The following is a 26,006-nucleotide window of genomic DNA, read 5'->3' as shown; positions in this document are numbered from 1 at the left end:
AAAACTCGCTGCTTGTAAAGCAGCGCTTGCAGAGTGAATGTCGGCCCTTATTCCTCTACGTCACCGTCAGCAAACGGTTCCGCACGGGAGGCCTCCACGATGAAAATCTGTGTCGGCAACGTGAAGTTTCGCAGTTTCAGCAACGCCAGCGGGCCATCGCCGAGTTCGGTACGCAGCAGCCACTGCAGTTGCCGGTTATCCGGCGTATTGACCGTCAGACGAAACAGCCCATCGCCGATCTGCTGGCGCTTCATTCTCTCCAGCATACGCAGCGTGCCCCACGGGCCGCTGTCGTTCGCCAATAGCCGAGCGCCCGCCGCCACTGAGCTCCAGCTCAGCATCGCGCCGGGTTTGTTGAACGTCCCCGGCCAGCGGAAACTTTTCCATTCGGCAAGCTGGTTAAAGTAGTGCAGATTCTGGCCGTCGAGGGTGAGCTGCGTTTCAACAATGCCCGGCGTCGCCACCCCCTGTAGTTCAAACCCCATTCCCTGACTGCCGTCGGTAAACAGGATGTCGGACAAGGAACTCAGTTGATTAATCGCCTTCAGGAAGGCCGGATTGAAAGTCAGCCCCTGACTGTGCGCGCTATCGGCCACCCAGCGGCTACCCTCGCGGTTGAGCACGCCGCCCAACTGTCGGGCAAGAAACTGGTCGATTCGCCCGCTATCGCGACGGATGAATGCCGCCAGCATCGGTAGCGAGACATCGTTTTTGCCCGCGGCAAACGGATAGCGGCCGTCGAAAGCCGAATGCCAGTTAGCGACCACAGAACGCTGCCACGCCTCGTTCAGGCTGGCAGCCGATGGCTGCAGCACCGTTTCCCAGGCCTGCGTCAGCGGCTGGACGAACATGGTCTGGCCGAAACCGCTCCACTCTTCGCCGAGGCTGGCCGCCACCAGGCTGCCGTACTCCTGGGTGTCGGTCAGGTCGACGCTTTTACCCTGGAACACGGTCTGCGCCAGCTGCTGCATCATCGCCTGCGGGTCGGGGGCGTTTGCCACCTGCTGGAGCCGCAGGCGTACGCGGGTCAGGCGCGTCAGCCAGGTCTGTAAACTGAGGGTGCTGTCTGCGGCGACCACGCTCTGAGAGGGATTTTTGCCCATCAGCGCCAGCAGCGGCCCAAAGGTACTTTCCAGCGGGCCGCGCGCGCCGCCGGCCTGCTGATCGATAAACGGCTGCTTATCCTTATCAAGTAGATTTTTAGCCGACTTCACCAGCGAATCCGCCACACCCTCACGCTGCTGCCCGGTCTGCCCCTGCCAGGCAAGGGTATTCATCAACGCAATCAGCGGCGACTGACGAACGTCGCCCGCCAACGTCAGCTGATCGGTCACATCGGCAATATTGCGCGCCGGATTCAAGCGGATGCTATTGAGAAAACCCAGCCACGCCCCGGCGAAATCGGTGAAATAACGATCGGTCAGCCGCTGTTTCAACGCCTCCGGGGAGACGTCGCCGCTGACGGTCTGGCGGCTATCGCTCAGCACCCAGTCGATCTCATCGCGCCTGGTCGCCACCGCCTTATCGATCGCCTCGCGCACGCCGCCCTCCCACGCCTGACGGGTAAACATCCCCGGCACCACCTCTTCCGTGGTAAACAACCGGCTGGCATTGGTCTGCGGCGTCATATCTTCCAGCGTCATGTCGGCATAGTTGCGGCGCACCTGCAGCAACATGTTCTCGTAAAGCGTGCTTTCAGCGTTGCGCCGCCCGATTTGCGCCAGCAGCACCTGACGCGCTTGCGTCACCAGCGCGGCGTCCGGGGTGATTTTCCACGCCGGCTGCGACGGCAAGTTGTCCATATAGAAGGCCCATAGATCGGGGGCGATACTCTGCCATAGCGCCTGGGCGACTCCCTGACGCGTCTGCTGCGCGGCGGTCATTGTCTGGCGGTAAAACGCCGCATCGGCTTTATCCGGACGCGCCATCATCAGATAGGCCTTTAACTGGTCATAACCCGCTTTCGCCAGCTGCGCCCGCTGCGGGCTGCGCGGCGGCAGGTTGACCAACACCGTCAGTTGCCGGGTGAGCGCTTCTGCCGCCGCGTCGCGGATCAGACGCTGGTTAGCCCGCCCATACCACGGCAGCAGCGCGGTAGAAAGCGGCGCATTATGATTAAGACCAAAGCGCTGATACCAGGGCGCGCCGTTGGCGAGCTGATTCTGTAGACGGCCGATATCGTTACGCAGCACCTGCAAATCGATCAGCTGTTGGTCGTTAACGACGGGCTGCCGCAGCAGCTGTACCCGCTGGGTGGCGCTGACAATTTGCTGGCGGTTGACGATAAAAGAGAGCAGGCTTCCCGCCGCCCACAAGCCAAACAGCGCCAGCAGGCCGACGCCGAGGGAGCGGCGCCACGCCCCCCCCACCGGCACGCCGCGCGCGCGGCCGCAGTCTGCGATGATCCCCTGCCAGACGGCCGGGGCCGGCCAATGGTGGGGATAGAGCCCATTGTCCACCGCTTCTTCCGCCTTTAACGAGGGGCTGAACAGCAGACCGCGGAGCGGGATCTGTTGCAGATGCCCGGTAAGCCACGGCGTCAGTAGCGTCTTCCAGCCGCTGATACCGCCCTCCTTCAGCCATTTAGCGATACGCAGCAGGTAATCGTGGGACGAATCAGCGCACAACTGCTGGGTCCCCTGCGCCAGCATGGCGGGCAGAATGGCGCGAAGCTGCCGTTCAACATCCTGCGGGACGGCCCGCGGCGGGAACAACGCCCCCAGCGTCTGGGTAATGCGTGTATCCTGCGGCCAGTCGCTGTCGCGGAGTTGCCACAGATAGACCGGCGGCTGGTAGCGCAGGACCTGCGCAACCTGCTCCAGCGTACGCAAATACTCGTCCAGGGTCGCGGCGGTGGCCTGAGCATTGTCCAGCGCCAGCACGATACCATCCAGCGGCCGGCAGCCGCGCAGCCGACGCAGGGCGCTGAGCCGCTCGTTATCCACCGTCGCCGACAGGCTACCGCCGTGAATTAGCACCGTACCGCGGCCCTCCAGCCATTGCTGTTGCGCAAGGCCTGGAGCGATGGCGGCAATCTGCGACGCCTCGCCAGCGACCCACAGCAGGCGGACCTTATTGCGCCACAATCGGCCGTAGCGGCGACGGAGAAAGTGCTTTAAGGACGCAAACGGCTGCGCCGGTTTTGTCTGCTGGCTAATAAAAGTCCGCGTCTGACGCTGTTGCCCATCGGCTTTTTGCCTGATAAACAGGTGGAAAGCAATAAAGCCCAATATCCAGAGACAGAGACCATACGCCCAGATCAGGCCACAGACGGTCACTATCTCGCGGATCGCCGTCCACTGCAGCGTGCGGTTGGCGTGCCAGTTCCACCATCCCAGACCGCTCAGCAGGACCACAATTGTCCAGACGGCAAGACACAGGGTCGCGGTAGCCGCTACGGTCATTACCGCGGCATTTTTTTCCTTGAACATAAAATTGATGATTCCCTTAGCCACGGGCGTGCATCATCACGCCCGTATAGCGTTATTAAGGATACTTAGCGGATATAATGAATATGGCGATAACGAATTAAGGCAGCAGTATTTTAAAAGCCTCGCTTTTTATATCGCGATATATTTTACCCAACACGCCCGATACCGTATTCAGTTCTTTCATATCCGTTCGCGCCTGCACTAATATATCGCCAACATTAATATCTATAATCGCTTTTACCCGCTGGCCAAATTGTTTCACCGAATCCCACGTATCGTCATCGTTATCGTAAATCGTCCGCGACGCAAAATAACCGTGGGAAAACGAGGAGTGCAGCGGGTCGTGATTATATTTGGCCAGCGTGTCATGCACGTAGTTATCGTAAAAATCCAGCATCGTCGGCGAGCCCATCAGCGCCGCCCGCCGGGCATCGCCGCTTTTCTTGATCTGGATATATTCTGACTCCTGCGCCGCCACCAGCGGACCGCCAAGCTGGTTGGTCTGCGTGGTGGGGATCACATCCAGCAGTACCTGAGCCAGCAGCGCCACGATACCGGTATGGGCAAAGTCATAGCCCCACGCCGCGCGGTCCAGCCGATCCTTATCGATAAACGGCACTTCACGCGGCCCTTCGTTTTCCACGGGCGCCGCCGCCGACGGCAGCGCGCCGGACGATTCATTCAGCGCCTGCTGATAGAAAGGCTTGCGCTGATAATACTTATCGGCGTATTGCGGGCTGGCAAAGCGCTCGGTGCGCCAGGCGGTGATCCAGCTCAGCTGGTCCGCCAGCATCACCTCCAGCGCTTTGGCCTTCAGCGGCACATACACCGGATCCGGCAGTTTACCCAGCGGGCCGTTCTCCGGCGGCTTCGCGGCGGCGGCGGCTTTCGCCTTATCGCTATCCGCCTTGTCGTGAGCCGCCTTCAGCGCGGCAACCGGATCCCGGCCCTGAGCCACGGCGATGGCCACCACCTCCGCCTCGTTGACGGCCGGCGTTTCGCTCTTCGCCCCCGCCTGCTGCGCCCCGGCCTGCTGCCAGGCGTTAAACAGGGCGATGGCCTGGGCGGAGATTTTGAATTGGTCCAATACATAAACAGACATCATTCGATAGGTTTTATCTTTGGCGCCGCCGGGCAATACCTCAGGAGGCACGCTCAGCGGCGCCCCGGCATCAAAGGCAGCGGCATACATATCGTGCAGCACAATCTTTGACAGCAGGCTGGCGGCATCGGTCTGCACTTTGCCGAGTTCGGTGGGTTTACAGTCGCCGCCAACATCGGCATGCATCCCGGGATAGACCACCTCCACCGCTCCTGCCGGGTATTTACCGTCCGGACCGCGGATGGAGTCCAGCGGCAGGTCGCCATGCTGCTCGTGACCGGCGACAAAGTGGTAGCAGCTTTTTAAAAAACCTTTGGTGGCCGGCAGCCGCAGGCTGTTGGCCGCCCAGCCCAGATGCCCGGTGGCCGACGGCAGGATATGCGGCACGCCAACCGCGGAGACCGTATCCAGCAGTCCCATAAACTCGATACTGATGGGGATGCCCAGCAGCGTGGGTCCCCCCGGAATCACCGTCCCCGCCGGCAGCATATTTGTCGCATCGAGCGGCATTTTAGCATCATCGAGCAGCGACTCCAGCCCGCGGGCGAAGGCGCGGGCGGTGGCTGCCCCCCGGCAGTAGCCGTAGACGAACAGCTTGATTTTGGCGATGCGCCGCTGCGAGCGCTGGATATGCAGCCGCGTCGGTTGCCGCGGCCACTGATTGACCACGCAGCCCAGATGATCGTCGCAGAATTTTTCAAGCGCGCTTTTACGGTTAAACTTCTGGGTCAGCCGCGAGAAGGGCCAGACGGTGGCCATCTGTGGCCGAAAGGTATCCAGCTCGCTGTCCTCGATCCTTTCCTTTTTCACCGCATAGCAGATACTGCTGTAGATTTTAAGCAGCGCCTGGTTGATACGATCCTCACCGCCGTTGGCAAACAACTCGCCGTCCAGCGAGTAGTGCTTCTCACCAATCTCCGGAAAGCTTGCGCCACAGCCGGGGAAGTAGTAACAAAAGAATCCGTCATCTTCCGCTGGCGGCAGCTGGCCACTCCAGTTAGCCGCATGGTAGAGCCTGCCGATATTGGTCAGCGGCGGATTACGCGAGCCGTAGACCTCATCGGCCCCCTTTTCATTACAGCAGGTACCGTCGAAGAACAGGCTGATATGCAGGCTGGCCGGGCAGCCCGGTTCCGTTTTTTTGTCCGATGGATGATCGGACTCCCCGATATACCCCTCCAGGTACTGCCTGGCATGGTTGCCTTCGGTCTGCGTTCTGCTCGCCGGCAGGCGGCCGCGCTCGTTGTATTCGGTTTTCTGCTGCGTAGAGTTATCGGCAGGCTTTTCTCCCTTTTTATCATCCGGCTCGGGAAACTTCGGCGGTAAACTGGCGGCTTCCGCGGTGGAGGCTTTAACCGTAACCGGAGTGGCGCCGGTCTGAAAGGCGGCAATAAGCGCCTTCAGGGCATTCAGCGTGGAGTCTGCGGTGTCGGACATACGATCTCCTCCTTAATATGATTTATAAGCACATTTTGCGCTTTTTTTAGTCCGTCAGCCTCAGGCTGTATCGGATATTCAGGGGCCGCTCGACCGTAGCAGGAACGCACTATCCGCACCTTATCGCAAGGGAAAATATGGATATCAAAACCACAAGCCTGCCCTTTCTCCCAGCGTTCAATCGGCACGGTGATCGGTCCATGGTGCTGGTAGTGACTCGCATGATCGCCAGGGATATGTTTCGGGTCTATCCATGCGTTAGGATCGGAGGTCCAGGTGATTTTTGCCGTCAGTCCCGGCCGCCAGACATCCGGCACCATCACACAGCAGAAGCCACCGCCGCCGCCGTAGGAATTGGCGCCTGGCCCGCCGTAGCCATTCACCTGCACCGAAACGATGGCGTCCGGGCCGTGGTTTAAGACGGCTATATCAGCGGCGCTCATGCCGTCGCGACTGTGGTCGCGACAGGCCGTCAGCAGGCAGAGAAAAACAGCGGCCAGCACCGCCAGCCCGCCGGACAAAATACGGGTATGCTTTATCATTGATGTGTCCTTACAAAAGAAATTAAATGCGTCGTTATTAAGAGATAACGTGATGACAGAATTGTATTTTTGCTGATATATATACCTCCCGAATATTTGTGATAATGATATTTATAGCGGTCAAATAAAATTGGCCGCTATAAATATCTTCAGCTGTATTTTCATATCCGTTCGCGCCTGCACTAATATATCGCCAACATTAATATCTATAATCGCTTTTACCCGCTGGCCAAATTGTTTCACCGAATCCCACGTATCATCATCGTTATCGTAAATCGTCCGCGACGCAAAATAACCGTGGGAAAACGAGGAGTGCAGCGGATCATGATTATATTTGGCCAGCGTGTCATGCACGTAGTTATCATAAAAATCCAGCATCGTCGGCGAGCCCATCAGCGCCGCCCGCCGGGCATCGCCGCTTTTCTTGATCTGGATATATTCCGACTCCTGCGCCGCCACCAGCGGACCGCCAAGCTGGTTGGTCTGCGTGGTGGGGATCACATCCAGCAGTACCTGAGCCAGCAGCGCCACGATACCGGTATGGGCAAAGTCATAGCCCCACGCCGCGCGGTCCAGCCGATCCTTATCGATAAACGGCACTTCACGCGGCCCTTCGTTTTCCACGGGCGCCGCCGCCGACGGCAGCGCGCCGGACGATTCATTCAGCGCCTGCTGATAGAAAGGCTTGCGCTGATAATACTTATCGGCGTATTGCGGGCTGGCAAAGCGCTCGGTGCGCCAGGCGGTGATCCAGCTCAGCTGGTCCGCCAGCATCACCTCCAGCGCTTTGGCCTTCAGCGGCACATACACCGGATCCGGCAGTTTACCCAGCGGGCCGTTCTCCGGCGGCTTCGCGGCGGCGGCGGCTTTCGCCTTATCGCTATCCGCCTTGTCGTGAGCCGCCTTCAGCGCGGCAACCGGATCCCGGCCCTGAGCCACGGCGATGGCCACCACCTCCGCCTCGTTGACGGCCGGCGTTTCGCTCTTCGCCCCCGCCTGCTGCGCCCCGGCCTGCTGCCAGGCGTTAAACAGGGCGATGGCCTGGGCGGAGATTTTGAATTGTTTTAATACGTCACCTTGCATTATCCGATAGGTTTTCTCTTTAGCCCCGCCAGGCATCACCTCCTCAGGTACGCTCAGCGGCGCCCCGGCATCAAAGGCGGCGGCATACATATCGTGCAGCACAACCTTTGACAGCAGGCTGGCGGCATCGGTCTGTACCTTACCGAGTTCGGTGGGTTTACAGTCACCGCCGACATCGGCATGCATCCCGGGGTAGACCACCTCCACCGCCCCGGCCGGGTATTTACCGTCCGGCCCGCGGATAGAGTCCAGCGGCAGGTCGCCGTGCTGCTCGTGGCCGGCGACAAAGTGGTAGCAGCTTTTTAAGAAGCCTTTGGTGGTCGGCAGCCGCAGGCTGTTGGCCGCCCAGCCCAGATGCCCGGTGGCCGACGGCAGGATATGCGGCACGCCAACCGCAGAGACCGTATCCAGCAGCCCCATAAACTCGATACTGATGGGGATACCCAGCAGGGTCGGACCGCCGGGCACCACCGTTCCCGCCGGCAGCATATTTGTCGCATCGAGCGGCATTTTTGCATCATCAAGCAGCGACTCCAGCCCGCGGGCGAAGGCGCGGGCGGTGGCGGCCCCCCGGCAGTAGCCGTAGACGAACAGCTTGATTTTGGCGATGCGCCGCTGCGAGCGCTGGATATGCAGCCGCGTGGGCTGCCGCGGCCACTGATTGACCACGGCACCCAGATGCTTGTTGCAGAACTCATCGAGCGCGCTTTTACGGTTGAACTTCTGGGTCAGCCGCGAGAAGGGCCAGACGGTGGCCATACTTTGCCGATATCTGGTCAGTTCGCTGTCTTTGATCGCGGTTTTGTTCACCGCATAGCAGATGCTGCTGTAGGTTTTTAGCAGTGCCTGATTGATACGGTCCTCACCGCCGTTGGCAAACAGTTCGCCGTCCAGCGAGTAGTGCTCTTCGCCAATCTCCGGAAAGCGCGCCCCACAGCCGGGAAAGTAGTAACAAAAGAAACCATCGTTATCAGCTGAAAAGCTCTGATCCGTCCAATTGGCCGCATGGTAAAGGCGGCCAATATTGGTCAGCGGCGGATTGCGCGAGCCGTATATCTCATCAGCCCCTTCTTCATTACAGCAGGTACCGTCAAAGAACAGGCTGATATGCAGGCTGGCGGGGCAGCCCGGTTCCGTTTTTTTATCCGATTGATGATCGGACTCTTTGACATACCCCTCCAGGTACTGCCTGGCATAGTTACCTTCGGTCTGCGTTCTGCTCGCCGGCAGGCGCCCGCGCTCGTTGTATTCGGTTTTCTGCTGCGTGGAGTCATCAGCTGGCGCTTTCCCCTTTTTATCATCCGGCCCGGGAAACTTCGGCGGTAAGCTGGCCGCTTCCGCGGTGGAGGTTTTAACCGTGACCGGGGTAGCACCGGTCTGAAAAGCCGCAATAAGCGCCTTCAGTGAATTCAGCGTGGACTCTGCGGTGTCGGACATACGATGTTCTCCTTAACATGCTTATAAAGTATATTTTTTGCTCTTTCCTTCCAGTCTGGCGGCGACTGGGGAACCGGATACTCCGGTTGTCCCGGTGGAATGCAGGAACGGACTATCCGCACCTTATCGCAGGGGAAAATATGCACATGAAAACCGCAAGCCTGATCCTCCTCCCAGCGTTCGATAGGGACGATGATCGGCCCATGGCGCTGATAGTGAGTTTCATAATCATCGGGCATCTCACTCGATTTCATCCAGGAGTTAGGATCGGAAGTCCAGGTGATTTTTGCCGTCAGGCCCGGCCGCCAGACATCTGGCACCATCACGCAGCAGAAGCCGCCGCCGCCGCCGTAGGAGTTCGCCCTTGGCCCGCCGTAGCCGTTCACCTGCACCGAAACGATGGCATCCGGGCCGTGGTTTAACAACGTTATGTCGGCGGCGCTCATGCCGTCGCGACTGTGGTCGCGACAGCCCGTCAGCAGGCAGAGAAAAACGGCGACCAGCACCGCCAGTCCGCCGGGCAAAATACGGATATGCTTTATCATTGATGTGTCCTTACAAAAGAAATTAAATGCGTCGTTATTAAGAGATGACGTGATGACAGAATTATATTTTTGCTGATATATATACCTCCCGGATATTTGTGATGATGATATTTGTAGCGGTCAAATAAAATGGGCCGCTATAAATATCTTCAGCTGTATTCTCATATCCGTTCGCGCCTGCACTACTATATCGCCGACATTAATATCAATAATCATTTTTACCCGCAGGCTTGCGTGGTGGGAATAATATCCAGCAGCACCTGAGCCAGCAGCGCCACGATACCGGTATGGGCAAAGTCATAGCCCCACGCCGCGCGGTCCAGCCGATCCTTATCGATAAACGGCACTTCACGCGGCCCTTCGCTTTCCGCGGGCGCCGCCGCCGACGGCAGCGCGCTGGTCTGCTCATTCAGCGCCTGCTGATAAAAAGGTTTGCGCTGATAATACTTATCGGCGTATTGCGGGCTGGCAAAGCGCTCGGTGCGCCAGGCGGTGATCCAGCTCAGCTGGTCCGCCAGCATCACCTCCAGCGCTTTGGCCTTCAGCGGCACATACACCGGATCCGGCAGTTTGCCCAGCGGACCGTTCTCCGGCGGCTTCGCGGCGGCGGCTTTCGCCTTATCGCTATCCGCCTTGTCGTGAGCCGCCTTCAGCGCGGCAACCGGATCCCGGCCCTGAGCCACGGCGATGGCCACCACCTCCGCCTCATTGACGGCCGGCGTTAAGCAGGGCAATGGCCTGTTCGGAGATTTTGAAATAATCAGCAACGTAGCCTTGCATAACACGATATTTTTTGTCCTGAGCCCCACCGGGCAATACCTCCTCAAGTACGCTCAGCGGCGCCCCGGCATCGAAGGCGGCGGCATACATATCATGCAGCACAATCTTTGACAGCAGGCTGCGGGAGTCGGTCTGCACCTTACCGAGTTCCGTGGGCTTACAGTCGCCGCCGACATCGGCATGCATCCCGGGGTAGACCACCTCCACCGCCCCGGCCGGGTATTTACCATCCGGACCGCGAATGGAGTCCAGCGGCAGGTCGCCGTGCTGCTCGTGGCCGGCGACAAAGTGGTAGCAGCTTTTTAAAAAACCTTTGGTGGTCGGCAGGCGCAGACTGTTGGCCGCCCAGCCCAGATGCCCGGTGGCCGACGGCAGGATATGCGGCACGCCAACCGCAGAGACCGAATCCAGCAGCCCCATAAACTCGATACTGATGGGGATACCCAGCAGGGTCGGACCGCCGGGCACCACCGTTCCCGCCGGCAGCATATTTGTCGCATCGAGCGGCATCTTTGCATCATCGAGCAGCGACTCCAGCCCGCGGGCGAAGGCGCGCGCGGTGGCGGCCCCCCGGCAGTAGCCGTAGACGAACAGCTTGATTTTGGCGATGCGCCGCTGCGAGCGCTGGATATGCAGCCGCGTTGGCTGCCGCGGCCACTGGTTGACAACGTACCCCAGATGATCGTTGCAGAATTTGTCAAGCGCGCTTTTACGGTTGAACTTCTGGGTCAGCCGCGAGAAGGGCCAGACGGTGGCCATACTGTTCCGGTATCCGGTCAGTTCGCTGTCTTCTATCCTTTCCTTTTTCACCGCATAGCAGATGCTGCTGTAGGTTTTAAGCAGCGCCTGGTTGATACGGTCCTCACCGCCGTTGGCAAACAGCTCGCCGTCCAGCGAGTAGTGCTCTTCACCAATCTCCGGAAAGCGCGCTCCGCAGCCGGGAAAGTAATAACTGAAGTAACCATCATCCTCCGCCTTATCTAACCAGTTTGCCGCATGGTAGAGGCGGCCGATATTGGTCAGCGGCGGGTTTCGCGAGCCATACTCTTCATCACCATCTTCTTCATTACAACAGGTACCGTCGAAGAACAGGCTGATATGCAGGCTGGCCGGGCAGCCCGGTTCCGTTTTTTTGTCCGAGGGATCTTCTGACTCCCCGACATATCCTTCCAGGTACTGCCTGGCGTAGTTACCTTCGGTCTGCGTTCTGCTCGCCGGCAGGCGCCCGCGCTCGTTGTATTCGGTTTTCTGCTGCATGGAGTTATCCGCGGGCTTTTTGTCATCCGGCCCGGGAAACTTCGGCGGTAAACTGGCGGCTTCCGCGGTGGAGACTTTAACCGTAACCGGAGTGGCACCGGTCTGAAAGGCCGCAATAAGCGCCTTCAGGGCATTCAGCGTGGAGTCTGCGGTGTCGGACATACGACTTCCTCCTTGATATGTTTAAAAATGACGTTATCTGCTTTTTTATCCTCATCGGGCGCACGCTGTATCGGATATTCCGGAGATGAACGACCGTAACAGGAACGTACAATTCTTACCTTATCGCAGGGAAAGACATGCACTTCAAAGCCGCAACCCTGCCCTTTCTCCCAGCGCTCAATAGGCACGGTAATCGGTCCATGGCGCTGATAGTATTGTGAATAGTTGTCAGGCATATCGCTTATTTTCATCCAGGAATTAGGATCGGAAGTCCAGGTAATTTTTGCCGTCAGTCCCGGACGCCAGACATCAGGCACCATCACACAGCAGAAGCCGCCGCCGCCGTAGGAATTGGCCCTTGGTCCCCCATAGCCGTTCACCTGCAACGAGACAATGGCATCCGGACCGTGGTTTAAGACGTTTATATCAGCGCCGCTCATGCCGTCGCGACTGTGATCGCGGCAGGCCGTCAGCAGGCAGAACAAAACGGCGGCCAGCACCGCCAGCCCGCCAGGTAAAATACGGATATGCTTTATCATTGATGTGTCCTTACAAATATAAAGTGATGACTTGTTAATAAATGACGTAATTAAATGCTTTTATTTATGCTAATAGATGCCCCCCATATATAACTGGTAATGATATTTGTAGCGGTCAAATAAAATGGGCCGCTACAGACATTAATACCAGTTTTTCAGAGGTTAGAGCCGAGCAATATTGGTCAGCGGCGGGTTTCGCGAGCCATACACTTCATCACCATCTTCTTCATTACAGCAGGTACCGTCGAAGAACAGGCTGATATGCAGGCTGGCCGGGCAGCCCGGCTCCGTTTTTTTGTCCGAGGGATGATCGGACTCTTTAACATACCCCTCCAGGTACTGCCTGGCGTAGTTACCTTCGGTCTGCGTTCTGCTCGCCGGCAGGCGCCCGCGCTCGTTGTATTCGGTTTTCTGCTGCGTGGAGTTATCCGCGGGCTTTTTGTCATCCGGCCCGGGAAACTTTGGCGGTAAGCTGGCCGCTTCTGCGGTGGACGTTTTGACCGCGACCGGGGTGGCGCCGGTCTGAAAGGCGGCAATAAGCGCCTTCAGGGCATTCAGCGTGGACTCTGCGGTGTCGGACATACGATGTTCTCCTTAACATGCTTATAAAGTATATTTTTTGCTCTTTCCTTCCAGTCTGGCGGCGACTGGGGTACCGGGTAGCCCGGCTGTCCCGGCGGGATGCAGGAACGCACTATCCGCACCTTATCGCAGGGGAAAATATGCACATCAAAGCCACAGGCCTGTCCCTTTTCCCAACGTTCAATAGGTACAATAATCGGCCCATGGCGCTGATAGTGAGTTTCATAATCATCCGGCATCTCACTGGATTTCATCCAGTAATTGGGATCGGAGGTCCAGGTAATTTTTGCCATCAGCCCCGGGCGCCAGACATCAGGCACCATCACACAGCAGAAGCCGCCGCCGCCGCCGTAGGAGTTAGCGCCTGGCCCGCCGTAGCCATTCACCTGCACCGAAACGATGGCATCCGGACCGTGATTGTAGAGGTTTAAATCGGCGCCGCTCATGCCGTCGCGACTGTGGTCGCGGCAGGCCGTCAGCAGGCAGAACAAAACGGCGGCCAGCACCGCCAGTCCGCCAGGTAAAATACGGATATGCTTTATCATTGATGTGTCCTTACAAATATAAAGTGATGACTTGTTAATAAATGACGTAATTAAATGCTTTTATTTATGCTAATAGATGCCCCCCATATATAACTGGTAATGATATTTGTAGCGGTCAAATAAAATGGGCCGCTACAGACATTAATACCAGTTTTTCAGAGGTTAGAGCCGAGCAATATTGGTCAGCGGCGGGTTTCGCGAGCCATACACTTCATCACCATCTTCTTCATTACAACAGGTACCGTCGAAGAACAGGCTGATATGCAGGCTGGCCGGGCAGCCCGGTTCCGTTTTTTTGTCCGAGGGATCTTCTGACTCCCCGACATATCCTTCCAGGTACTGCCTGGCGTAGTTACCTTCGGTCTGCGTTCTGCTCGCCGGCAGGCGCCCGCGCTCGTTGTATTCGGTTTTCTGCTGCGTGGAGTTATCCGCGGGCTTTTTGTCATCCGGCCCGGGAAACTTCGGTGGTAAGCTGGCCGCTTCTGCGGTGGAGGTTTTAACAGCGACCGGAGTGGCACCGGTCTGGAAGGCCGCAATAAGCGCCTTCAGGGCATTCAGAGTGGAGTCTGTGTTGTCGGACATACGATCTCCTCCTTAATATGATTTATAAGCACGTTTTGCGCTTTTTTTAGTCCGTCAGTCTCAGGCTGTATCGGATATTCAGGGGCCGCTCGACCGTAGCAGGAACGCACTATCCGCACTTTATCGCAAGGGAAAATATGGATATCAAAACCACAAGCCTGCCCTTTCTCCCAGCGCTCAATCGGCACGGTAATCGGTCCATGGTGCTGGTAGTGAGTCTCATAATCATCTGGCATCTCACTTGATTTCATCCAGGAGTTAGGATCGGAGGTCCAGGTGATTTTTGCCGTCAGTCCCGGGCGCCAGACATCAGGCACCATCACGCAACAGAAGCCGCCTCCGCCGCCGTAAGAATTGGCGCCTGGCCCGCCGTAGCCATTCACCTGCACCGAAACGATGGCGTCCGGGCCGTGGTTTAAAACGGCTATATCAGCAGCGCTCATGCCGTCGCGACTGTGATCGCGACAGGCCGTCAGCAGGCAGAGCAAAACGGCGGTCAGCACCACCAGTCCGCCGGGCAAAATACGGATATGCTTTATCATTGATGTGTCCTTACAAAAAATTAAATGCGTCGTTATTAAGAGATGACGTGATGACAGAATTATATTTTTGCTGATATATATACCTCCCGAATATTTGTGATAATGATATTTGTAGCGGTCAAATAAAATTGGCCGCTACAGACATTAATACCAGTTTTCCAGAGGTTAGAGCCGAGCAATATTGGTCAACGGCGGGTTACGCGAACCGTATACCTCATCGGCTCCCTCTTCATTACAACAGGTACCGTCGAAGAACAGGCTGATATGCAGGCTGGCGGGGCAGCCCGGTTCCGTTTTTTTGTCCGATTGATGATCGGACTCCCCGATATACCCTTCCAGGTACTGCCTGGCATAGTTGCCTTCGGTCTGCGTTCTGCTCGCCGGCAGGCGACCGCGCTCGTTGTATTCGGTTTTCTGCTGCGTGGGGTTATCCGCTGACGTTTTCCCCTTTTTATCATCCGGCCCGGGAAACTTCGGCGGTAAACTAGCCGCTTCTGCGGTGGAGGTTTTAACCGTGACCGGAGTGGCACCGGTCTGAAAGGCCGCAATAAGCGCCTTCAGGGCATTCAGCGTGGAGTCTGCGGTGTCGGACATACAACTTCCTCCTTAATATTTTTCATAATGATATTTTGTGCTCTTTGCTTCCAGTCCGGAGGGGAAGGTGGCACCGGATACCCCGGCTGTCCCGGTGGAATACAGGAACGGACTATCCGCACCTTATCGCAGGGGAAAATATGCACGTCAAAACCGCAGGCCTGCCCCTTCTCCCAACGTTCAATGGGGACGGTGATAGGGCCATGGCGCTGATAATATTGCGAATAGTTGTCAGGCATATCGCTCAGTTTCATCCAGGAGTTAGGGTCGGAGGTCCAGGTAATTTTTGCCGTCAGCCCCGGGCGCCAGACATCTGGCACCATCACACAGCAGAAGCCGCCGCCGCCGCCGTAGGAGTTAGCGCCTGGCCCGCCGTAGCCATTCACCTGCAACGAGACAATGGCATCCGGACCGTGGTTTAAGACGTTTATATCAGCGCCGCTCATGCCGTCGCGACTGTGGTCGCGACAGGCCGTCAGCAGGCAGAGAAAAGCGGCGGCCAGCACCTTCAGTCCGCCGGGCAAAATACGGATATGCTTTATCATTGATGTGTCCATACAGAACTGATAATCGCCTATTGATTATCAAAAGGGAGGATGTTTCATTCCTCAAAGTGACTTTCAAACCAGGAAGCTAAATCACCGATAAAATTCTGCTGATGCGCCTGCCAGCCGAGCTGCCAAAGGGTATTAAATTTGTCCTCCTGAGTCGTAAAAAAGGTGCTGAATTTTTCAGAAACCGTAAATCGCTGGGCATCGATAGCGACATCCAGTTTCATTATTTGCTCATCGCTGAAATTAATCTTGATCGCCTCCGGGATCGTTGCCTGAACTGGCGAACACTCGCCTTCCAGCCAGCAGATCTTGTTGTCTCTATCGCGGTAGCTCCAGAGATAAACCGGTTCTAAAAACCACGCTTTTTGTTCTTCAGTGAGCACATGCTGCATCAGCAAGGGGAACATGCGAGTATCGTAATAGCGCACCAGGCCAGAACGGTCTTCCCAGGCGCCATCGGCCAGATTGCGCAAGTGGGCGGCGAGCGTTGAAAAACTTAGCGGTGAGAGAAAGATCAGCAGACCCGGCTTGTAGGAAAATGCGGCGATCAGATCGGCGAGCCACTGACGATGCTGCCAGCAAGCTAGCTCAAGCCGCATCAATAAAGGCGCCATCTCCAGCAGCGGCTCTTCCGGTTGCCCCTGATAGAGCGAGAACCATTGCACCGGAGGAGAAAGTCTATTTAAGCCATCCAACAACGGATTGCTTAAAACACCTTGATCGGCAATGAGATAGACGTCGCGCAGCGCGAGCTTTCGGGCAAATTGTTCCAGCTTGCTAGTCCATTCCTGATTCATTAACGACATGTTCATTCCTTCTTATCTTAAGGTTGCGGTGCCGGCACGGCTGCGGTGACGATGCCCAGAGAGAGAGCATGACGCGGATCGCGGGCGATCCAGCCGCAAGACTGATGAAAGCGGCGGGCAAATATCGCCGCCAGCGCGATGGTGATGAGCTGCTCCATCTGCCCCGTCTCTCCCCAGTTTTCATCCTGCAGGAGTTGGTTGCTGTTCCAGCCGCTTTGCGCCAGTTCCGGGATTTGCGGCTGTGTAAATGCGATACAGGGATCGGGCGGACGTTCGGCCCCGCTTTGCTGCATCGCCCGCTGACAGACCTGCTGGATATTTTCCACCGCGGCGCCTTCATAAACCTCGCCGCGGGTCAGTCGCGCCTCCCCCTCCCGGGCCAGTAACCACAGCACGGCGGATTCACCCGCCGGTCTTGCGGTATCAGCCGTCGCCGCTACCGACTGGCACCCTGCTACCAGAATGAAACATGCGTCGCCAGCCACATTCATTCGCTCGGTAATCTCCGATAAGCTGGCCTCACCTTGCCAGGGTTCCGCCATATGCGGCAACTGGGCGGTGGGATAGCGCTTTCGCAGCTCGGCGCAAAATTCTCGCCATGCCGGTTCGCTGCCCTGCCAGTAACAGCCACTCAGGCAGGGAAATTGATGGTCGCCTCGCTGAGCCAACCATTGCCGCACCAGCATCCGGGCCAGCTGTTGTTCGCGCAGGTCGATATCAACGATGTCCGAGTGGATCAGCCGCAGCGCCCGCGCACCGGCCTCCAGTTTCTCTTTTGGCGCCTGATGTTCTCGCTTCAGCAGCGTCTGCCAGTGCTCGGGCTCACACCCCACCGGCCCCAGCAGCACCGTTTCCCCCAGCCCTACGCTATATTGATGCCGGGCCCACCACGTTTGATGATCGAGATCGATCAACCGCTGGTAGTACTGGGTGTAGTGGACCGACAGGCGGTAATAAAGCAGACGCAGCATCCAGATGATGAAGACCAAGAGCACGGCGCTAACGATCGCGACGGCAATTAACGCCCCTCCACGCGCTTCGGCAGGCATTAACGCCGCGCCTCCTCCGCTGATAAACGTCAGCCCCGCGCCAAAGGACAACCACCGTCCGTTGTGGGGTGGCGTGGCGGTTTTGTAAGGCAGATAGTCGGTGAGCTGTCTCATAGCGCGACTTCGCAATCAGGGCGTGAACTCACCAGCGTACAGCCGCAGGCGCAACGATGCCCGTCAAGAGCCACCGGAGCACCATCCACTTCATACAGCGAGCTTCCTTCGGCTATGACCGTCAGGCCATGTTTATTGCAGCTCACCTGGTCGCCTTTACAGGCGATACCTTTACCAAAACAGAGGTAATGGCCGCCGATCACCGTACCGCCATGCTCACGCAAGCTATCACCCTGCCGAATAATGGGTTTCAAGGTCTGTTCCTCCGGGTAAGTTATATCAATAAGCGATTGTCAGGCGGCACGCGGAACAAAGGTCTGAGCCAGTTCTTGCGCATGAATCAGGCAATCTTTACAAATCGATGTGGGAAGGTCGGGAAGCGGAAATGTCTCGCCGGCGGGCCCTTGCATCTTATGTGTGCCCTTAAAACTGAGCAGGCTCGGGCTATGAAGGTGGATTTCCCCCTGCGGAGTCAGACGAATGTAGCCGCCGCCGCAGCCCAGGGTGATACCATTTTTGGCGGTAAGCTGCAGATGACCCTGCGTTGACTGAACGGTAATATCTTTCAGTGAAGTGAGCGCCAGAGTATCGCCGTGCGACTCTATCTCCAGCGGGCCTTTCACCGATACCATACGCATCCCTTCGCGGTGGGAAAGCAGTGAGATAGCGTTTTTGGTATTCACCGACAAACGATTACCGCTGGCCAGCGCAATATCGCTGGCGCTTTGCAGATACAGTCCTTTACCACTCTGCAACAGCGTCGTTTCCGCCGTCACCATGCCGATGCCCTTCGGCGCGCTCATCAGCAGGACGGGGCTCGCCAGATTGACGGCTTTGCCGACGAACTGCTTTAACGTGCTGATATCCGGTGGGGTGTTGTAGTGGGTGCGGGCAATCTCCTGCCAGTCGTTGAGCTGAACTGCGGCGGCGCTGAGCAATTTACTGGCGGGCTCCATTTCCGCGACCGCCCCCATCGCTTTCAGCTGTTCGTCAGCGGTGATAAATATCCCTTTGCCTGCGCGGATCGCGCCGTAGCTGTCGGTGCGTAACTCAAACCCTTCTCCCCGCGGCGTGTTCTGATGATTAACCAGATGGCCGAGGTTCAGTTGGCTCTTGCCGCCATATTCGGTGCTGACCTTAACGTGCTCTTTACCTCGGGTATCATCGAGGCGAATTTTGTTGTTCGCTGGCGTGCGCAGCACGTTGCGCTTGTAGTTGTAAAGCGTCACATGGTCCTGGTGCGTGGAATCGTGCAGCGCGCCGGCGATGTAGGGCCGATCCGGATCCCCCTGCTCAAAAGCGATCGCCACTTCGGTTCCCGCTAACAACGGCAGATGCAGGCCAAAAGTTTCACCGGCGTAAGGGCGTGCCTGCCGCACCCACAGGCTTTCCTCACCCGGCTGCCAGCGATCGCGGTCGAATAATAAGTTCACCCGATAACGTCCGTCGCGATCGATATGGCCGTAGAGATCGTTGATTTTGGTGCTGGTGACGCGCGCTGGCAACGTCCCGGCCATCTTGGGTTTGCTGATGATTGCCGGGCGAAAGCAATAGGTTTCTACACTGGGAATGGCCTGAAACGTCACTTCGAAGCTGCGATCGCGGCGGGCGCGACAGTGAATAGCGGTGATCGCCACGCCCCGGCGCCAGACCTCCGTCACCTCCTCGCCGCCGTTCACTTTTAGCAGTTGGCCGGGAGCCAATGTCGCGCAGTTTGTTTCCCCGCTCAGCCGCGTCTGCTGGTTCAGGTAGCGCTCATGGCGAATACGGGCATAAAAGGCCCCGCTCTCCGGGTCCGGCGTATGCTGGTAGCGATTACCCGGCGCCAGATAGTTGTCCGCCCAGTGATAGGCTTCACCATAGGTGGTACTATCGCCGCGGCTGACATTGATGTTGAGATTCATGTCCTCGGGCGCGTTACGATAGTTGTAGTCACGGGTGAAGACCGAACGCTCAACCACGTGGTGTCGGCTCTGCAAATCCCACACCGACTCGCTGCCGCCATCATGCTGCCCTGACGGGGCGACCGAGGGCAACATCAGCCCCGCCTCGTAGTGTTGCTGGTCGTCGAAGAACTCCGCCACATCAATATTTAGCCGGGTATCTGCGGTGAAGCGAAACCAGATCCCCACCTCGCCCAACAGCCGGGAGATAAAAGTCAGATCGTCCTCGCCGTACTGCATCACCTGTTCACGGCGCGGATATTCATGCGCCAGTCGAAATACAAAATCTTCCCCGCGCATGTGGTGACGGGTTCTGAGAATGTGCTCCACAATCTGCGGCACCGACATGTCCTGGTAAATTCGATTCTGATGGCTCTTCGACAGTAACGCCAGACGCGGCTGTAACGTCAAGGCGTAACGCGTTTCCTCCTTTGAGGTGGAAATCCGTTCAAAAGTGGTGATCGTCCCCTGCAGCACGCGCACCGGTTGCTGGATCTTAATGCCAAATCCCTGGTCAACCGGCGCCTGCAAGGTCAGCGAGGTGTTTTGCAGCAACATCTGCTGCGGGGTGATGGCGCGATCGCTGCTGGTAAATTCAATGGTATAGCGGAAAGGCTCGCTTAAGTTTTCCTCGCCTTCGAAGCACAGAACATCCAGCGAGGAGTTACAACCATGCACCTGTAAAAGATGATGACTGTGGTTGAAAAACAAAGGCTTTATGTTACTCATGGTTTATTTTCCCTTATCAAACACCATTTTCTTTATCTCCCTTCCATCACTTTCAGCCACGCTACCGCCCGTCGCTGTTTCCTGTTGATGAGGAGCCCAAAAGCGCACAAGGTTGGGCAGATTGTGTTGACCCCGGTCCCCGGCAACAAAAACGACGGACAGGAAAACCTGCCCGCACGGAGATTGATGAGATAGTCGGTTTAGAAAGCACCATCCGCCGGGGATGAGGCGGAGTTGGTCGCCACCCGGCAGGCATCGGCCTGCGGCACCAGGCTAATTTCGACCCGGCGGTTCAGCGCCCGGCCTTGCTGCGCCTCGTTGCTGGCGATAGGTCGGCTTTCGCCATAACCCTGTACCGCAAAACAACTTTCCGGCACGTCACCGGTGTCGCGCATCCAGTTGCGCACCGATTCGGCACGCTTCAGAGAGAGTGTCTGGTTGGATTTATCATCACCCACGCTGTCGGTATGCCCGGCGATGACGATAAGCCAACCTGGCCTGGCCTTTATCCCCAGCAGCGAGTTCACCAGCAGCTTGGTGGAGCCCGGTTTCAGCGTCCACTTGCCGGTATCGAAAAGTGACATGCTGTCGAGGCGGATAATTTTCGGCACGATTTTTTCTACCGCTTTCGGCGGTGGCGGGGGGACGTAGGAGCGAATCGTTTCCAGTACCGTCTGACGCAGACGCTCGCCGCGATATAGCCCGAGCCCCAGCGCCAGCGGCGCGCCATCACGCGCGAAGGCGTCCAGTTGCGCCGCATCCTGACGTAAAATCTGTACGGCGCGGGCTTTTGCTGCATGGTCGTCCATCGCCGTCCGTTCATAGCGCTGAACATCAAAGCCGATCCGCTGAAGGAGTTGATGGTTATTCCATGCGCTGCAGCACAGCGCGATCATGGCCGCGAGGGAGAACAGGCAGAATGCCCGCCGCAGAGCACGGTTTTTCGGCGTGATGCCACCGCCCAGCGGTAGTATTGGCAAAATGAAATCAGGCAATGCCCGCGCTTCTGAAGTCATTTCCGGCAACCAGCCCGGTAGTGAGTTGAGGGCGGTATGACCAGACAGCCAGCGCTGCCATAAGTTATCCGCCACGACAGGCGCCCCGGCAGGCGTGAAATGATACAGTACGACCGCCGGAGCGATCGGGGGAACATCGTCGGTGCCCGCCGTCAGTACGCTCAACGCTATCTGCTGCGTAAAGCGGGCAAGCGCATTTATCCTAAGCTGCGCCGCCAGGCGATGAGCGCCATCAGCCTGCATCAACCAGCTTGCGCTGCTGCACGGCACGCCGTCAGGCAGCCACACCTGCAACGTCTCTCCAGCACGCGCTGTCTGCCATAACGGTTCCAGCGATGCGCCGGACAGAGAGCTGTTCAGCAGTAACGGTATCGCCCGACGGGTATCGCCCCGCACCTGGGCAAGCTGCCAGCGCAACTCGCGTAGCCGCGTCGCCAGCACCGCGTCATCATCATGTTGTTGCGGCTGCATGCAGAACATCACCGCCAGTTGCGCGATGAGCGCCGGGCGCTCATTGCGCACATAACGCACCGTCTGCTGCAACGCGGCGGTGGCGACTCTCAGCCAGCACCCCTGAGCCGTACGGTAAACCGCTCCTTCTCCCGGCCAGTCCGCCGTGTCGCCGCAGACCAGCACAACCGGCAGTCGGTAAGGCGCCGGCGGTAGCTCAACCATCCAGTCGGCATCCTCTGGTCGCCCGCGTCGTTGCCGCTCGACGTAGACCACTCCGGCCGCTACGCCCGCCACCGTCAACCCAACAGCCAGCAACCGGCCGCCGGTGGTTAACGGCAGAAACAGCAGGCTCAGCAGCACTACCAGCAGCCCCGCCCACAACCATAACAGGCGCTGATAGCGCGCGTTCATTGCCCGCTCCCCAGTTGCAAAGCCGCTACCAGACCATCCAGCCAGTAGTTCAACCCCAGCCACAGCGCGGCCACCGCCGCCAGCGACAATCCAATGCAGATAGGCCAACGGCGCAGCCAGTCAGCCATGCCGTTGCGCCCGGAGAGCGCCGCCAGTATCGGCTGATGCGGGTCGCTCGCAAACGGCGGTACACGCTCGCCGAGCGTGCTGACAAGCGCTGCGCGCGCCGGGTCATTAAGGCTATACCTGCCCTTAAACCCCAGCGCCAGCACCCGATGAAAACAGGTCAGTACGGCTAGATCCGGCGCAGGTTCGCGCAGCACCTGGCGGATGCGCTCATAGAGCGCATCCCCGGCTTCCATGCCGCCAAAATATTTGACCTCCAGCGGTCGATCGTACCAGGTGATACTGGCGTCATCTTCCTCTTTGCGGCCTTTGGCGGTTTCATCCAGCAGCGCGCACCAGCTATAAAGGATATGCTGGCGGTTCGCCTCACTGACATCCGCGGCCACAAGCTGCGCCATCACCTGTTCAATGTTGTTTACACAACGCTGCCAGAGGAGTTTCCCCTCCCCCTCGGCCAGTTTGGCGCCGAGACGCAGTTCCGTCACCGTAAGCCAGCTATCCGCCAGCAGAGCATCAATATTGAGATCCTGAGTCATGAGCGCAGCACCGCATACAGTTCGAGTTCAGGGTCGCCCAGCAGGCCGGGCACATAAAAGACGCAACTCCCTTCCGCCAGCATCGCCTGCGCCGCCGGATGAGTCATATCAAGGGTGAAATACTGATTTTCCAGTCGCAGCGGGATGGCGGCGGGAACATGGCTCATGGCCTTTAGCGGAATACCCGGCTGCGAACCGTTGACCACCCGGTCAACCTCATCGGGGCTACCGGCTTTACACTGTTGCGGAAATTGCTCCAGCAGCTGCGCCGCTGGTAGCGCGGAACGCACCGAGAGATAAAAATCGGCCTCTTCGCGCAACCTTGGATCGTGCAGACGGGCATGCCAGCGCTTACGCCGGTCATCGTGCGTCATTTCAATCGCCACGACCCTGGATGGCAGGCTGGCTTCGAGCAGTACGCCGAGTAATTTGAACAACGGTGGAAAGACTTCTGTCAGCGCCTGATGGCGATAAGGCGGAATATCCGCCGTAGTATGGTCAAGGGAGAAGGTCAGCAGACTGCCCGCCAGGCTGGCCAGCGCTTCATACAGCCGTTCCGGATGTACCTGTGGATGGCGTAGAAAATGGCTCAACACCGGCTCCGCGCTGTTGAGCGCGTTCAGTAGCCAGAACAGTGATACATCCGCTACCGCAAAATCCGCCATCCTGGCGTTGCTCTCCCGGCGCATCGCCATCAGGCGCTGCAGGCGCGCGCGCAGCTGATTCGTCAGCTGTTCCGTCTGTTCGTAAAGCCAGCGGCTGGCCAACACTTTCAGCAGCGGCGGGATAAAGTGCTCATCCAGCGACCAACAGTTCTGACTGTCGCGACGTAGTCTGGCGAGGGCGACGGTTTGATAATCGCCGTTATCGTCATCCGCAGCGCGCAGCGTCAGTTGCGCAAGCAGCACCGCAATTTGTCGACTGTCTTCGCCATATCTGTTGCGCACTTCTCGCCAGGCCAGACGCCAACGTACCGGCCGCTCTGCGCGCTCTTCCATCTGCAGGCAGTTGCCGCCGTTTTCATGCTCATGAGGCAGCGCCAGCACCACGGTTAATTCACGGCAGTCCTCCTGCGGCAATACCATTACCGCAGGAAGCGCATCAGCGTTATCGCTATCGATAAGCGTGCCGTCAGGAAAGCGCACGTACAGGTGGCTGGCTTTCAGTGTCCCTTGCTTTAGCAGGGCGGCGTCAAATTCGACGCGAATGACGCCCCAGGGGTTCATTACTCCCAGACGGGCAATACATTCGCTTTGCCAGGCCGCCTGGTTCACCTGTTGTTGAAAATGTTGTGGGGAGATCATCTGACCCCTGCCCCACAGTGGTCGTAATGTTTTCATCGCACCTCCTGTGCGTTACTTTTGCTTCTTCAATAAGACGTTCTTAAACCCCAGATTTCATTTCACCTTGCTAACTCACGGGCGAACGGCGCTCCAAAAGAGAAAAACTTGAATTATTGTTATTGGTATTTATTTTTTCTTGAACGAATATTGGGTGGGCTTTAATATTATCGAAACGACTAACGGCCAGAAGTTTAACTGTCAACTCGACGGCCCTCGGTTCAATTTCGATATGCAGTGACAATTGTGAATGAATACGGGTATTGAGTCGCTCACCTGGGAAGGCGTTGTTCATTACATCCCTTATATATCCGAACCACATCAGAATGAATCACTAGTTACCGTTAACCACCCAGATTAATGAACCATATTTAGATTGATATCAAGAATATTCACTATAGAAATAACAAACAAAATAACCAGCAATCGCAATATTGCAATATATCGCGTGGGTTCATGTGTTTTTAGTAGGGAATTAAACCAAAAACTCACTGACTAACGGGGCATGCGCCAATGATGCCTATTCCATTGATATAAATCATCACTTACCGCTATGCCGCAACAATATTGACCTGAAAGAATTTCCGGCTCAATTATATTTCTGGCGAATTATTTACAAACATTCTACCTCCCACAAAAGCGCACCAGCCAGAAAAGTCACCTCTTCAACGGCGGCGAATAATTTTATATTCGGCGAATAACATTCATTCAAATAATAAAACCCATTAATTGCGCGCAATTAATGGGTTTTATTAGCCTTGACCCGGCTTATCGTGTTGCCCGCATCAGCAGACTAACAATAAACGCGCCGCCAAGCCCGGCAGTAATAATACCAATCGGTAATTCTTGATTCGCTATCAGGCTTCGGCTAAGTATATCGCCGCCAATGAGCAATATCGCGCCCAGCAGAGCGCACATTGGCACGGCCATTCGGTGCCTGACGCCCACGACCCGACGCGCCAGATAAGGCACCATCAGGCCGACAAAACCAATGACCCCGGTTAAAGAGACCAGCAAAGCGGTAGCCAACGCGCAGCAGAGAAAGGTTTCGCTTCTCAACCGCTCCACGTCGACGCCCAGCGAGCAGGCCGTCTGCTCCCCCGCCAGCAGCGCATCCAACGCCCGCCAGCGAATCAGGGTAAATCCGCTCAACAACGCCAGGCTCAATAACGGAATGAACAGGTTGTCCCATCGCGCCAGTCCCAGACCGCCCAATGACCAGAATAGCAACGAACCGGCCGCTCGCTGATCGCCGGAAAAGACCAGATAGCTGGTCAGCGCGCTGAAAAGAAACGACACCGCCAGGCCGCAGATAATTAACTGTTCCGCTCGCCTTAACTGGTTGACGCGAAACAACATCATCACCGCCAGCGCGGATAATATCCCGCCGATGAAGGCCGAGACCGGAAGCGTAAACGCCCCCAGTATCTCGCCGAAACGGGTGATCACCAGCACCGCGCCGGCGGAAGCGCCTGAAGAGAGACCGAACAAGAATGGATCGGCCAGTTCGTTACGTGTCGTAGTCTGTAACAGCAAGCCGGCGATCGCCAGTCCTGCGCCGGTCAACGCCGCCAGCAGGCTCCGTGGTAGGCGTAAGTCAATGACGATAGTTTTCAAAATCCCGGGAATGGGAGCGGATGATAGCCCTAACGCTGATATCACCTGTCGCCATGAGAGCTCCACACTCCCCAACCGCAGGCTCGAAATCATCAAAGCGCATAAAACGACGGATGCCAGCGCCGTCCATAGAACAAAACGTTGCATTGACG

General features: G+C 57.3%; 22 protein-coding genes. All 22 read right to left on the bottom strand.

The genetic code is table 11. From position 1 onward, the window contains the following. Positions 1–47: 47 nt before the first annotated feature. On the bottom strand, positions 48–3,431 hold the full coding sequence (locus tag KGA69_RS15835; RefSeq protein WP_213292457.1) for an ImcF-related family protein: 3,384 nt from the start codon (positions 3,429–3,431) through the stop codon (positions 48–50). A 97-nt stretch (positions 3,432–3,528) separates the two neighbouring features. Next, entirely contained in the window at positions 3,529–5,970 is a 2,442-nt protein-coding gene (locus KGA69_RS15830; protein WP_213292456.1) for a T6SS phospholipase effector Tle1-like catalytic domain-containing protein, read from the bottom strand. Beyond that, positions 5,943–6,512, bottom strand: a complete 570-nt coding sequence (locus tag KGA69_RS15825; protein WP_063447956.1) for a DUF3304 domain-containing protein — start codon at positions 6,510–6,512, stop codon at positions 5,943–5,945. Before KGA69_RS15825 ends, KGA69_RS15830 begins: the two co-directional genes overlap by 28 nt. A 120-nt stretch (positions 6,513–6,632) precedes the next feature. Then, a complete protein-coding gene (locus KGA69_RS15820) occupies positions 6,633–9,032 on the bottom strand; it encodes a T6SS phospholipase effector Tle1-like catalytic domain-containing protein (RefSeq protein ID WP_213292455.1) in 2,400 nt (799 codons plus the stop codon). After that, the gene (locus tag KGA69_RS15815; protein WP_045389854.1) at positions 9,005–9,577 is read right to left on the bottom strand and encodes a DUF3304 domain-containing protein; all 573 of its coding nucleotides are present in this window, start codon (positions 9,575–9,577) and stop codon (positions 9,005–9,007) included. Before KGA69_RS15815 ends, KGA69_RS15820 begins: the two co-directional genes overlap by 28 nt. A 218-nt stretch (positions 9,578–9,795) precedes the next feature. Next, the gene (locus KGA69_RS15810; RefSeq protein ID WP_045422230.1) at positions 9,796–10,275 is read right to left on the bottom strand and encodes a hypothetical protein; all 480 of its coding nucleotides are present in this window, start codon (positions 10,273–10,275) and stop codon (positions 9,796–9,798) included. A 7-nt stretch (positions 10,276–10,282) separates the two neighbouring features. Next, positions 10,283–11,776: a T6SS phospholipase effector Tle1-like catalytic domain-containing protein gene (locus KGA69_RS15805; RefSeq protein ID WP_213292454.1), complete on the bottom strand. Its 1,494-nt coding sequence runs from the start codon at positions 11,774–11,776 to the stop codon at positions 10,283–10,285. Beyond that, positions 11,749–12,315 (bottom strand): DUF3304 domain-containing protein, encoded by a 567-nt coding sequence (locus KGA69_RS15800; RefSeq protein ID WP_149270269.1) that lies wholly within the window; start codon positions 12,313–12,315, stop codon positions 11,749–11,751. The genes KGA69_RS15805 and KGA69_RS15800 overlap by 28 nt, the downstream gene beginning before the upstream one ends. 162 nt (positions 12,316–12,477) lie before the next feature. Beyond that, positions 12,478–12,897: a hypothetical protein gene (locus KGA69_RS15795; protein WP_015366105.1), complete on the bottom strand. Its 420-nt coding sequence runs from the start codon at positions 12,895–12,897 to the stop codon at positions 12,478–12,480. Then, complete coding sequence (locus tag KGA69_RS15790) at positions 12,870–13,442, bottom strand: DUF3304 domain-containing protein (protein WP_213292453.1); 573 nt, start codon at positions 13,440–13,442, stop codon at positions 12,870–12,872. Before KGA69_RS15790 ends, KGA69_RS15795 begins: the two co-directional genes overlap by 28 nt. Before the next feature lie 162 nt (positions 13,443–13,604). Next, positions 13,605–14,024 (bottom strand): hypothetical protein, encoded by a 420-nt coding sequence (locus KGA69_RS15785; protein ID WP_213292452.1) that lies wholly within the window; start codon positions 14,022–14,024, stop codon positions 13,605–13,607. Beyond that, the gene (locus KGA69_RS15780) at positions 13,997–14,566 is read right to left on the bottom strand and encodes a DUF3304 domain-containing protein (protein WP_213292451.1); all 570 of its coding nucleotides are present in this window, start codon (positions 14,564–14,566) and stop codon (positions 13,997–13,999) included. Before KGA69_RS15780 ends, KGA69_RS15785 begins: the two co-directional genes overlap by 28 nt. A gap of 165 nt (positions 14,567–14,731) precedes the next feature. Continuing rightward, the gene (locus tag KGA69_RS15775; protein ID WP_213292450.1) at positions 14,732–15,160 is read right to left on the bottom strand and encodes a hypothetical protein; all 429 of its coding nucleotides are present in this window, start codon (positions 15,158–15,160) and stop codon (positions 14,732–14,734) included. Continuing rightward, positions 15,133–15,705 carry a DUF3304 domain-containing protein gene (locus KGA69_RS15770; RefSeq protein WP_213292449.1) on the bottom strand — a complete coding sequence of 191 codons (573 nt, stop codon included), beginning with the start codon at positions 15,703–15,705 and terminating at the stop codon, positions 15,133–15,135. The genes KGA69_RS15775 and KGA69_RS15770 overlap by 28 nt, the downstream gene beginning before the upstream one ends. 56 nt (positions 15,706–15,761) lie before the next feature. Beyond that, positions 15,762–16,520 carry a DUF4123 domain-containing protein gene (locus tag KGA69_RS15765; protein WP_045390483.1) on the bottom strand — a complete coding sequence of 253 codons (759 nt, stop codon included), beginning with the start codon at positions 16,518–16,520 and terminating at the stop codon, positions 15,762–15,764. Between the two features lie 17 nt (positions 16,521–16,537). Then, positions 16,538–17,683 carry a hypothetical protein gene (locus KGA69_RS15760; protein ID WP_063447867.1) on the bottom strand — a complete coding sequence of 382 codons (1,146 nt, stop codon included), beginning with the start codon at positions 17,681–17,683 and terminating at the stop codon, positions 16,538–16,540. After that, positions 17,680–17,937 carry a PAAR domain-containing protein gene (locus tag KGA69_RS15755; protein ID WP_045390479.1) on the bottom strand — a complete coding sequence of 86 codons (258 nt, stop codon included), beginning with the start codon at positions 17,935–17,937 and terminating at the stop codon, positions 17,680–17,682. Before KGA69_RS15755 ends, KGA69_RS15760 begins: the two co-directional genes overlap by 4 nt. Before the next feature lie 39 nt (positions 17,938–17,976). After that, the gene (locus KGA69_RS15750) at positions 17,977–20,355 is read right to left on the bottom strand and encodes a type VI secretion system Vgr family protein (protein WP_213292448.1); all 2,379 of its coding nucleotides are present in this window, start codon (positions 20,353–20,355) and stop codon (positions 17,977–17,979) included. Positions 20,356–20,555: 200 nt separating this feature from the next. Continuing rightward, a complete protein-coding gene (locus KGA69_RS15745; protein ID WP_213292447.1) occupies positions 20,556–22,235 on the bottom strand; it encodes an OmpA family protein in 1,680 nt (559 codons plus the stop codon). Continuing rightward, the gene (gene tssL / locus KGA69_RS15740; RefSeq protein WP_047045208.1) at positions 22,232–22,897 is read right to left on the bottom strand and encodes a type VI secretion system protein TssL, short form; all 666 of its coding nucleotides are present in this window, start codon (positions 22,895–22,897) and stop codon (positions 22,232–22,234) included. Before tssL ends, KGA69_RS15745 begins: the two co-directional genes overlap by 4 nt. Next, positions 22,894–24,237 carry a type VI secretion system baseplate subunit TssK gene (gene tssK / locus KGA69_RS15735; RefSeq protein WP_213292446.1) on the bottom strand — a complete coding sequence of 448 codons (1,344 nt, stop codon included), beginning with the start codon at positions 24,235–24,237 and terminating at the stop codon, positions 22,894–22,896. Before tssK ends, tssL begins: the two co-directional genes overlap by 4 nt. A gap of 768 nt (positions 24,238–25,005) precedes the next feature. Next, positions 25,006–26,001, bottom strand: coding sequence for a FecCD family ABC transporter permease (locus KGA69_RS15730; RefSeq protein WP_223683736.1), 996 nt, complete (start codon positions 25,999–26,001; stop codon positions 25,006–25,008). Positions 26,002–26,006: the final 5 nt, after the last annotated feature.

Origin of the sequence: Klebsiella sp. A52, from assembly GCF_018388785.1 — a bacterium.
Taxonomy (GTDB): domain Bacteria; phylum Pseudomonadota; class Gammaproteobacteria; order Enterobacterales; family Enterobacteriaceae; genus Klebsiella; species Klebsiella aerogenes.
This window is presented reverse-complemented; position numbering and strand designations above follow the sequence as displayed.

Excerpts from the sequence above, each read along its gene's own strand:
- KGA69_RS15835 (WP_213292457.1), bottom strand. The coding sequence starts at position 3,431 with ATGTTCAAGGAAAAAAATGCCGCGGTAATGACCGTAGCGGCTACCGCG.
- KGA69_RS15730 (WP_223683736.1), bottom strand. The coding sequence starts at position 26,001 with ATGCAACGTTTTGTTCTATGGACGGCGCTGGCATCCGTCGTTTTATGC.
- KGA69_RS15815 (WP_045389854.1), bottom strand. The coding sequence starts at position 9,577 with ATGATAAAGCATATCCGTATTTTGCCCGGCGGACTGGCGGTGCTGGTC.
- KGA69_RS15825 (WP_063447956.1), bottom strand. The coding sequence starts at position 6,512 with ATGATAAAGCATACCCGTATTTTGTCCGGCGGGCTGGCGGTGCTGGCC.
- KGA69_RS15750 (WP_213292448.1), bottom strand. The coding sequence starts at position 20,355 with ATGAGTAACATAAAGCCTTTGTTTTTCAACCACAGTCATCATCTTTTA.
- tssL (WP_047045208.1), bottom strand. The coding sequence starts at position 22,897 with ATGACTCAGGATCTCAATATTGATGCTCTGCTGGCGGATAGCTGGCTT.
- KGA69_RS15760 (WP_063447867.1), bottom strand. The coding sequence starts at position 17,683 with ATGAGACAGCTCACCGACTATCTGCCTTACAAAACCGCCACGCCACCC.
- tssK (WP_213292446.1), bottom strand. The coding sequence starts at position 24,237 with ATGAAAACATTACGACCACTGTGGGGCAGGGGTCAGATGATCTCCCCA.
- KGA69_RS15765 (WP_045390483.1), bottom strand. The coding sequence starts at position 16,520 with ATGTCGTTAATGAATCAGGAATGGACTAGCAAGCTGGAACAATTTGCC.
- KGA69_RS15770 (WP_213292449.1), bottom strand. The coding sequence starts at position 15,705 with ATGATAAAGCATATCCGTATTTTGCCCGGCGGACTGAAGGTGCTGGCC.
- KGA69_RS15780 (WP_213292451.1), bottom strand. The coding sequence starts at position 14,566 with ATGATAAAGCATATCCGTATTTTGCCCGGCGGACTGGTGGTGCTGACC.
- KGA69_RS15745 (WP_213292447.1), bottom strand. The coding sequence starts at position 22,235 with ATGAACGCGCGCTATCAGCGCCTGTTATGGTTGTGGGCGGGGCTGCTG.
- KGA69_RS15790 (WP_213292453.1), bottom strand. The coding sequence starts at position 13,442 with ATGATAAAGCATATCCGTATTTTACCTGGCGGACTGGCGGTGCTGGCC.
- KGA69_RS15805 (WP_213292454.1), bottom strand. The coding sequence starts at position 11,776 with ATGTCCGACACCGCAGACTCCACGCTGAATGCCCTGAAGGCGCTTATT.
- KGA69_RS15830 (WP_213292456.1), bottom strand. The coding sequence starts at position 5,970 with ATGTCCGACACCGCAGACTCCACGCTGAATGCCCTGAAGGCGCTTATT.
- KGA69_RS15785 (WP_213292452.1), bottom strand. The coding sequence starts at position 14,024 with ATGTCCGACAACACAGACTCCACTCTGAATGCCCTGAAGGCGCTTATT.
- KGA69_RS15820 (WP_213292455.1), bottom strand. The coding sequence starts at position 9,032 with ATGTCCGACACCGCAGAGTCCACGCTGAATTCACTGAAGGCGCTTATT.
- KGA69_RS15800 (WP_149270269.1), bottom strand. The coding sequence starts at position 12,315 with ATGATAAAGCATATCCGTATTTTACCTGGCGGGCTGGCGGTGCTGGCC.
- KGA69_RS15775 (WP_213292450.1), bottom strand. The coding sequence starts at position 15,160 with ATGTCCGACACCGCAGACTCCACGCTGAATGCCCTGAAGGCGCTTATT.
- KGA69_RS15795 (WP_015366105.1), bottom strand. The coding sequence starts at position 12,897 with ATGTCCGACACCGCAGAGTCCACGCTGAATGCCCTGAAGGCGCTTATT.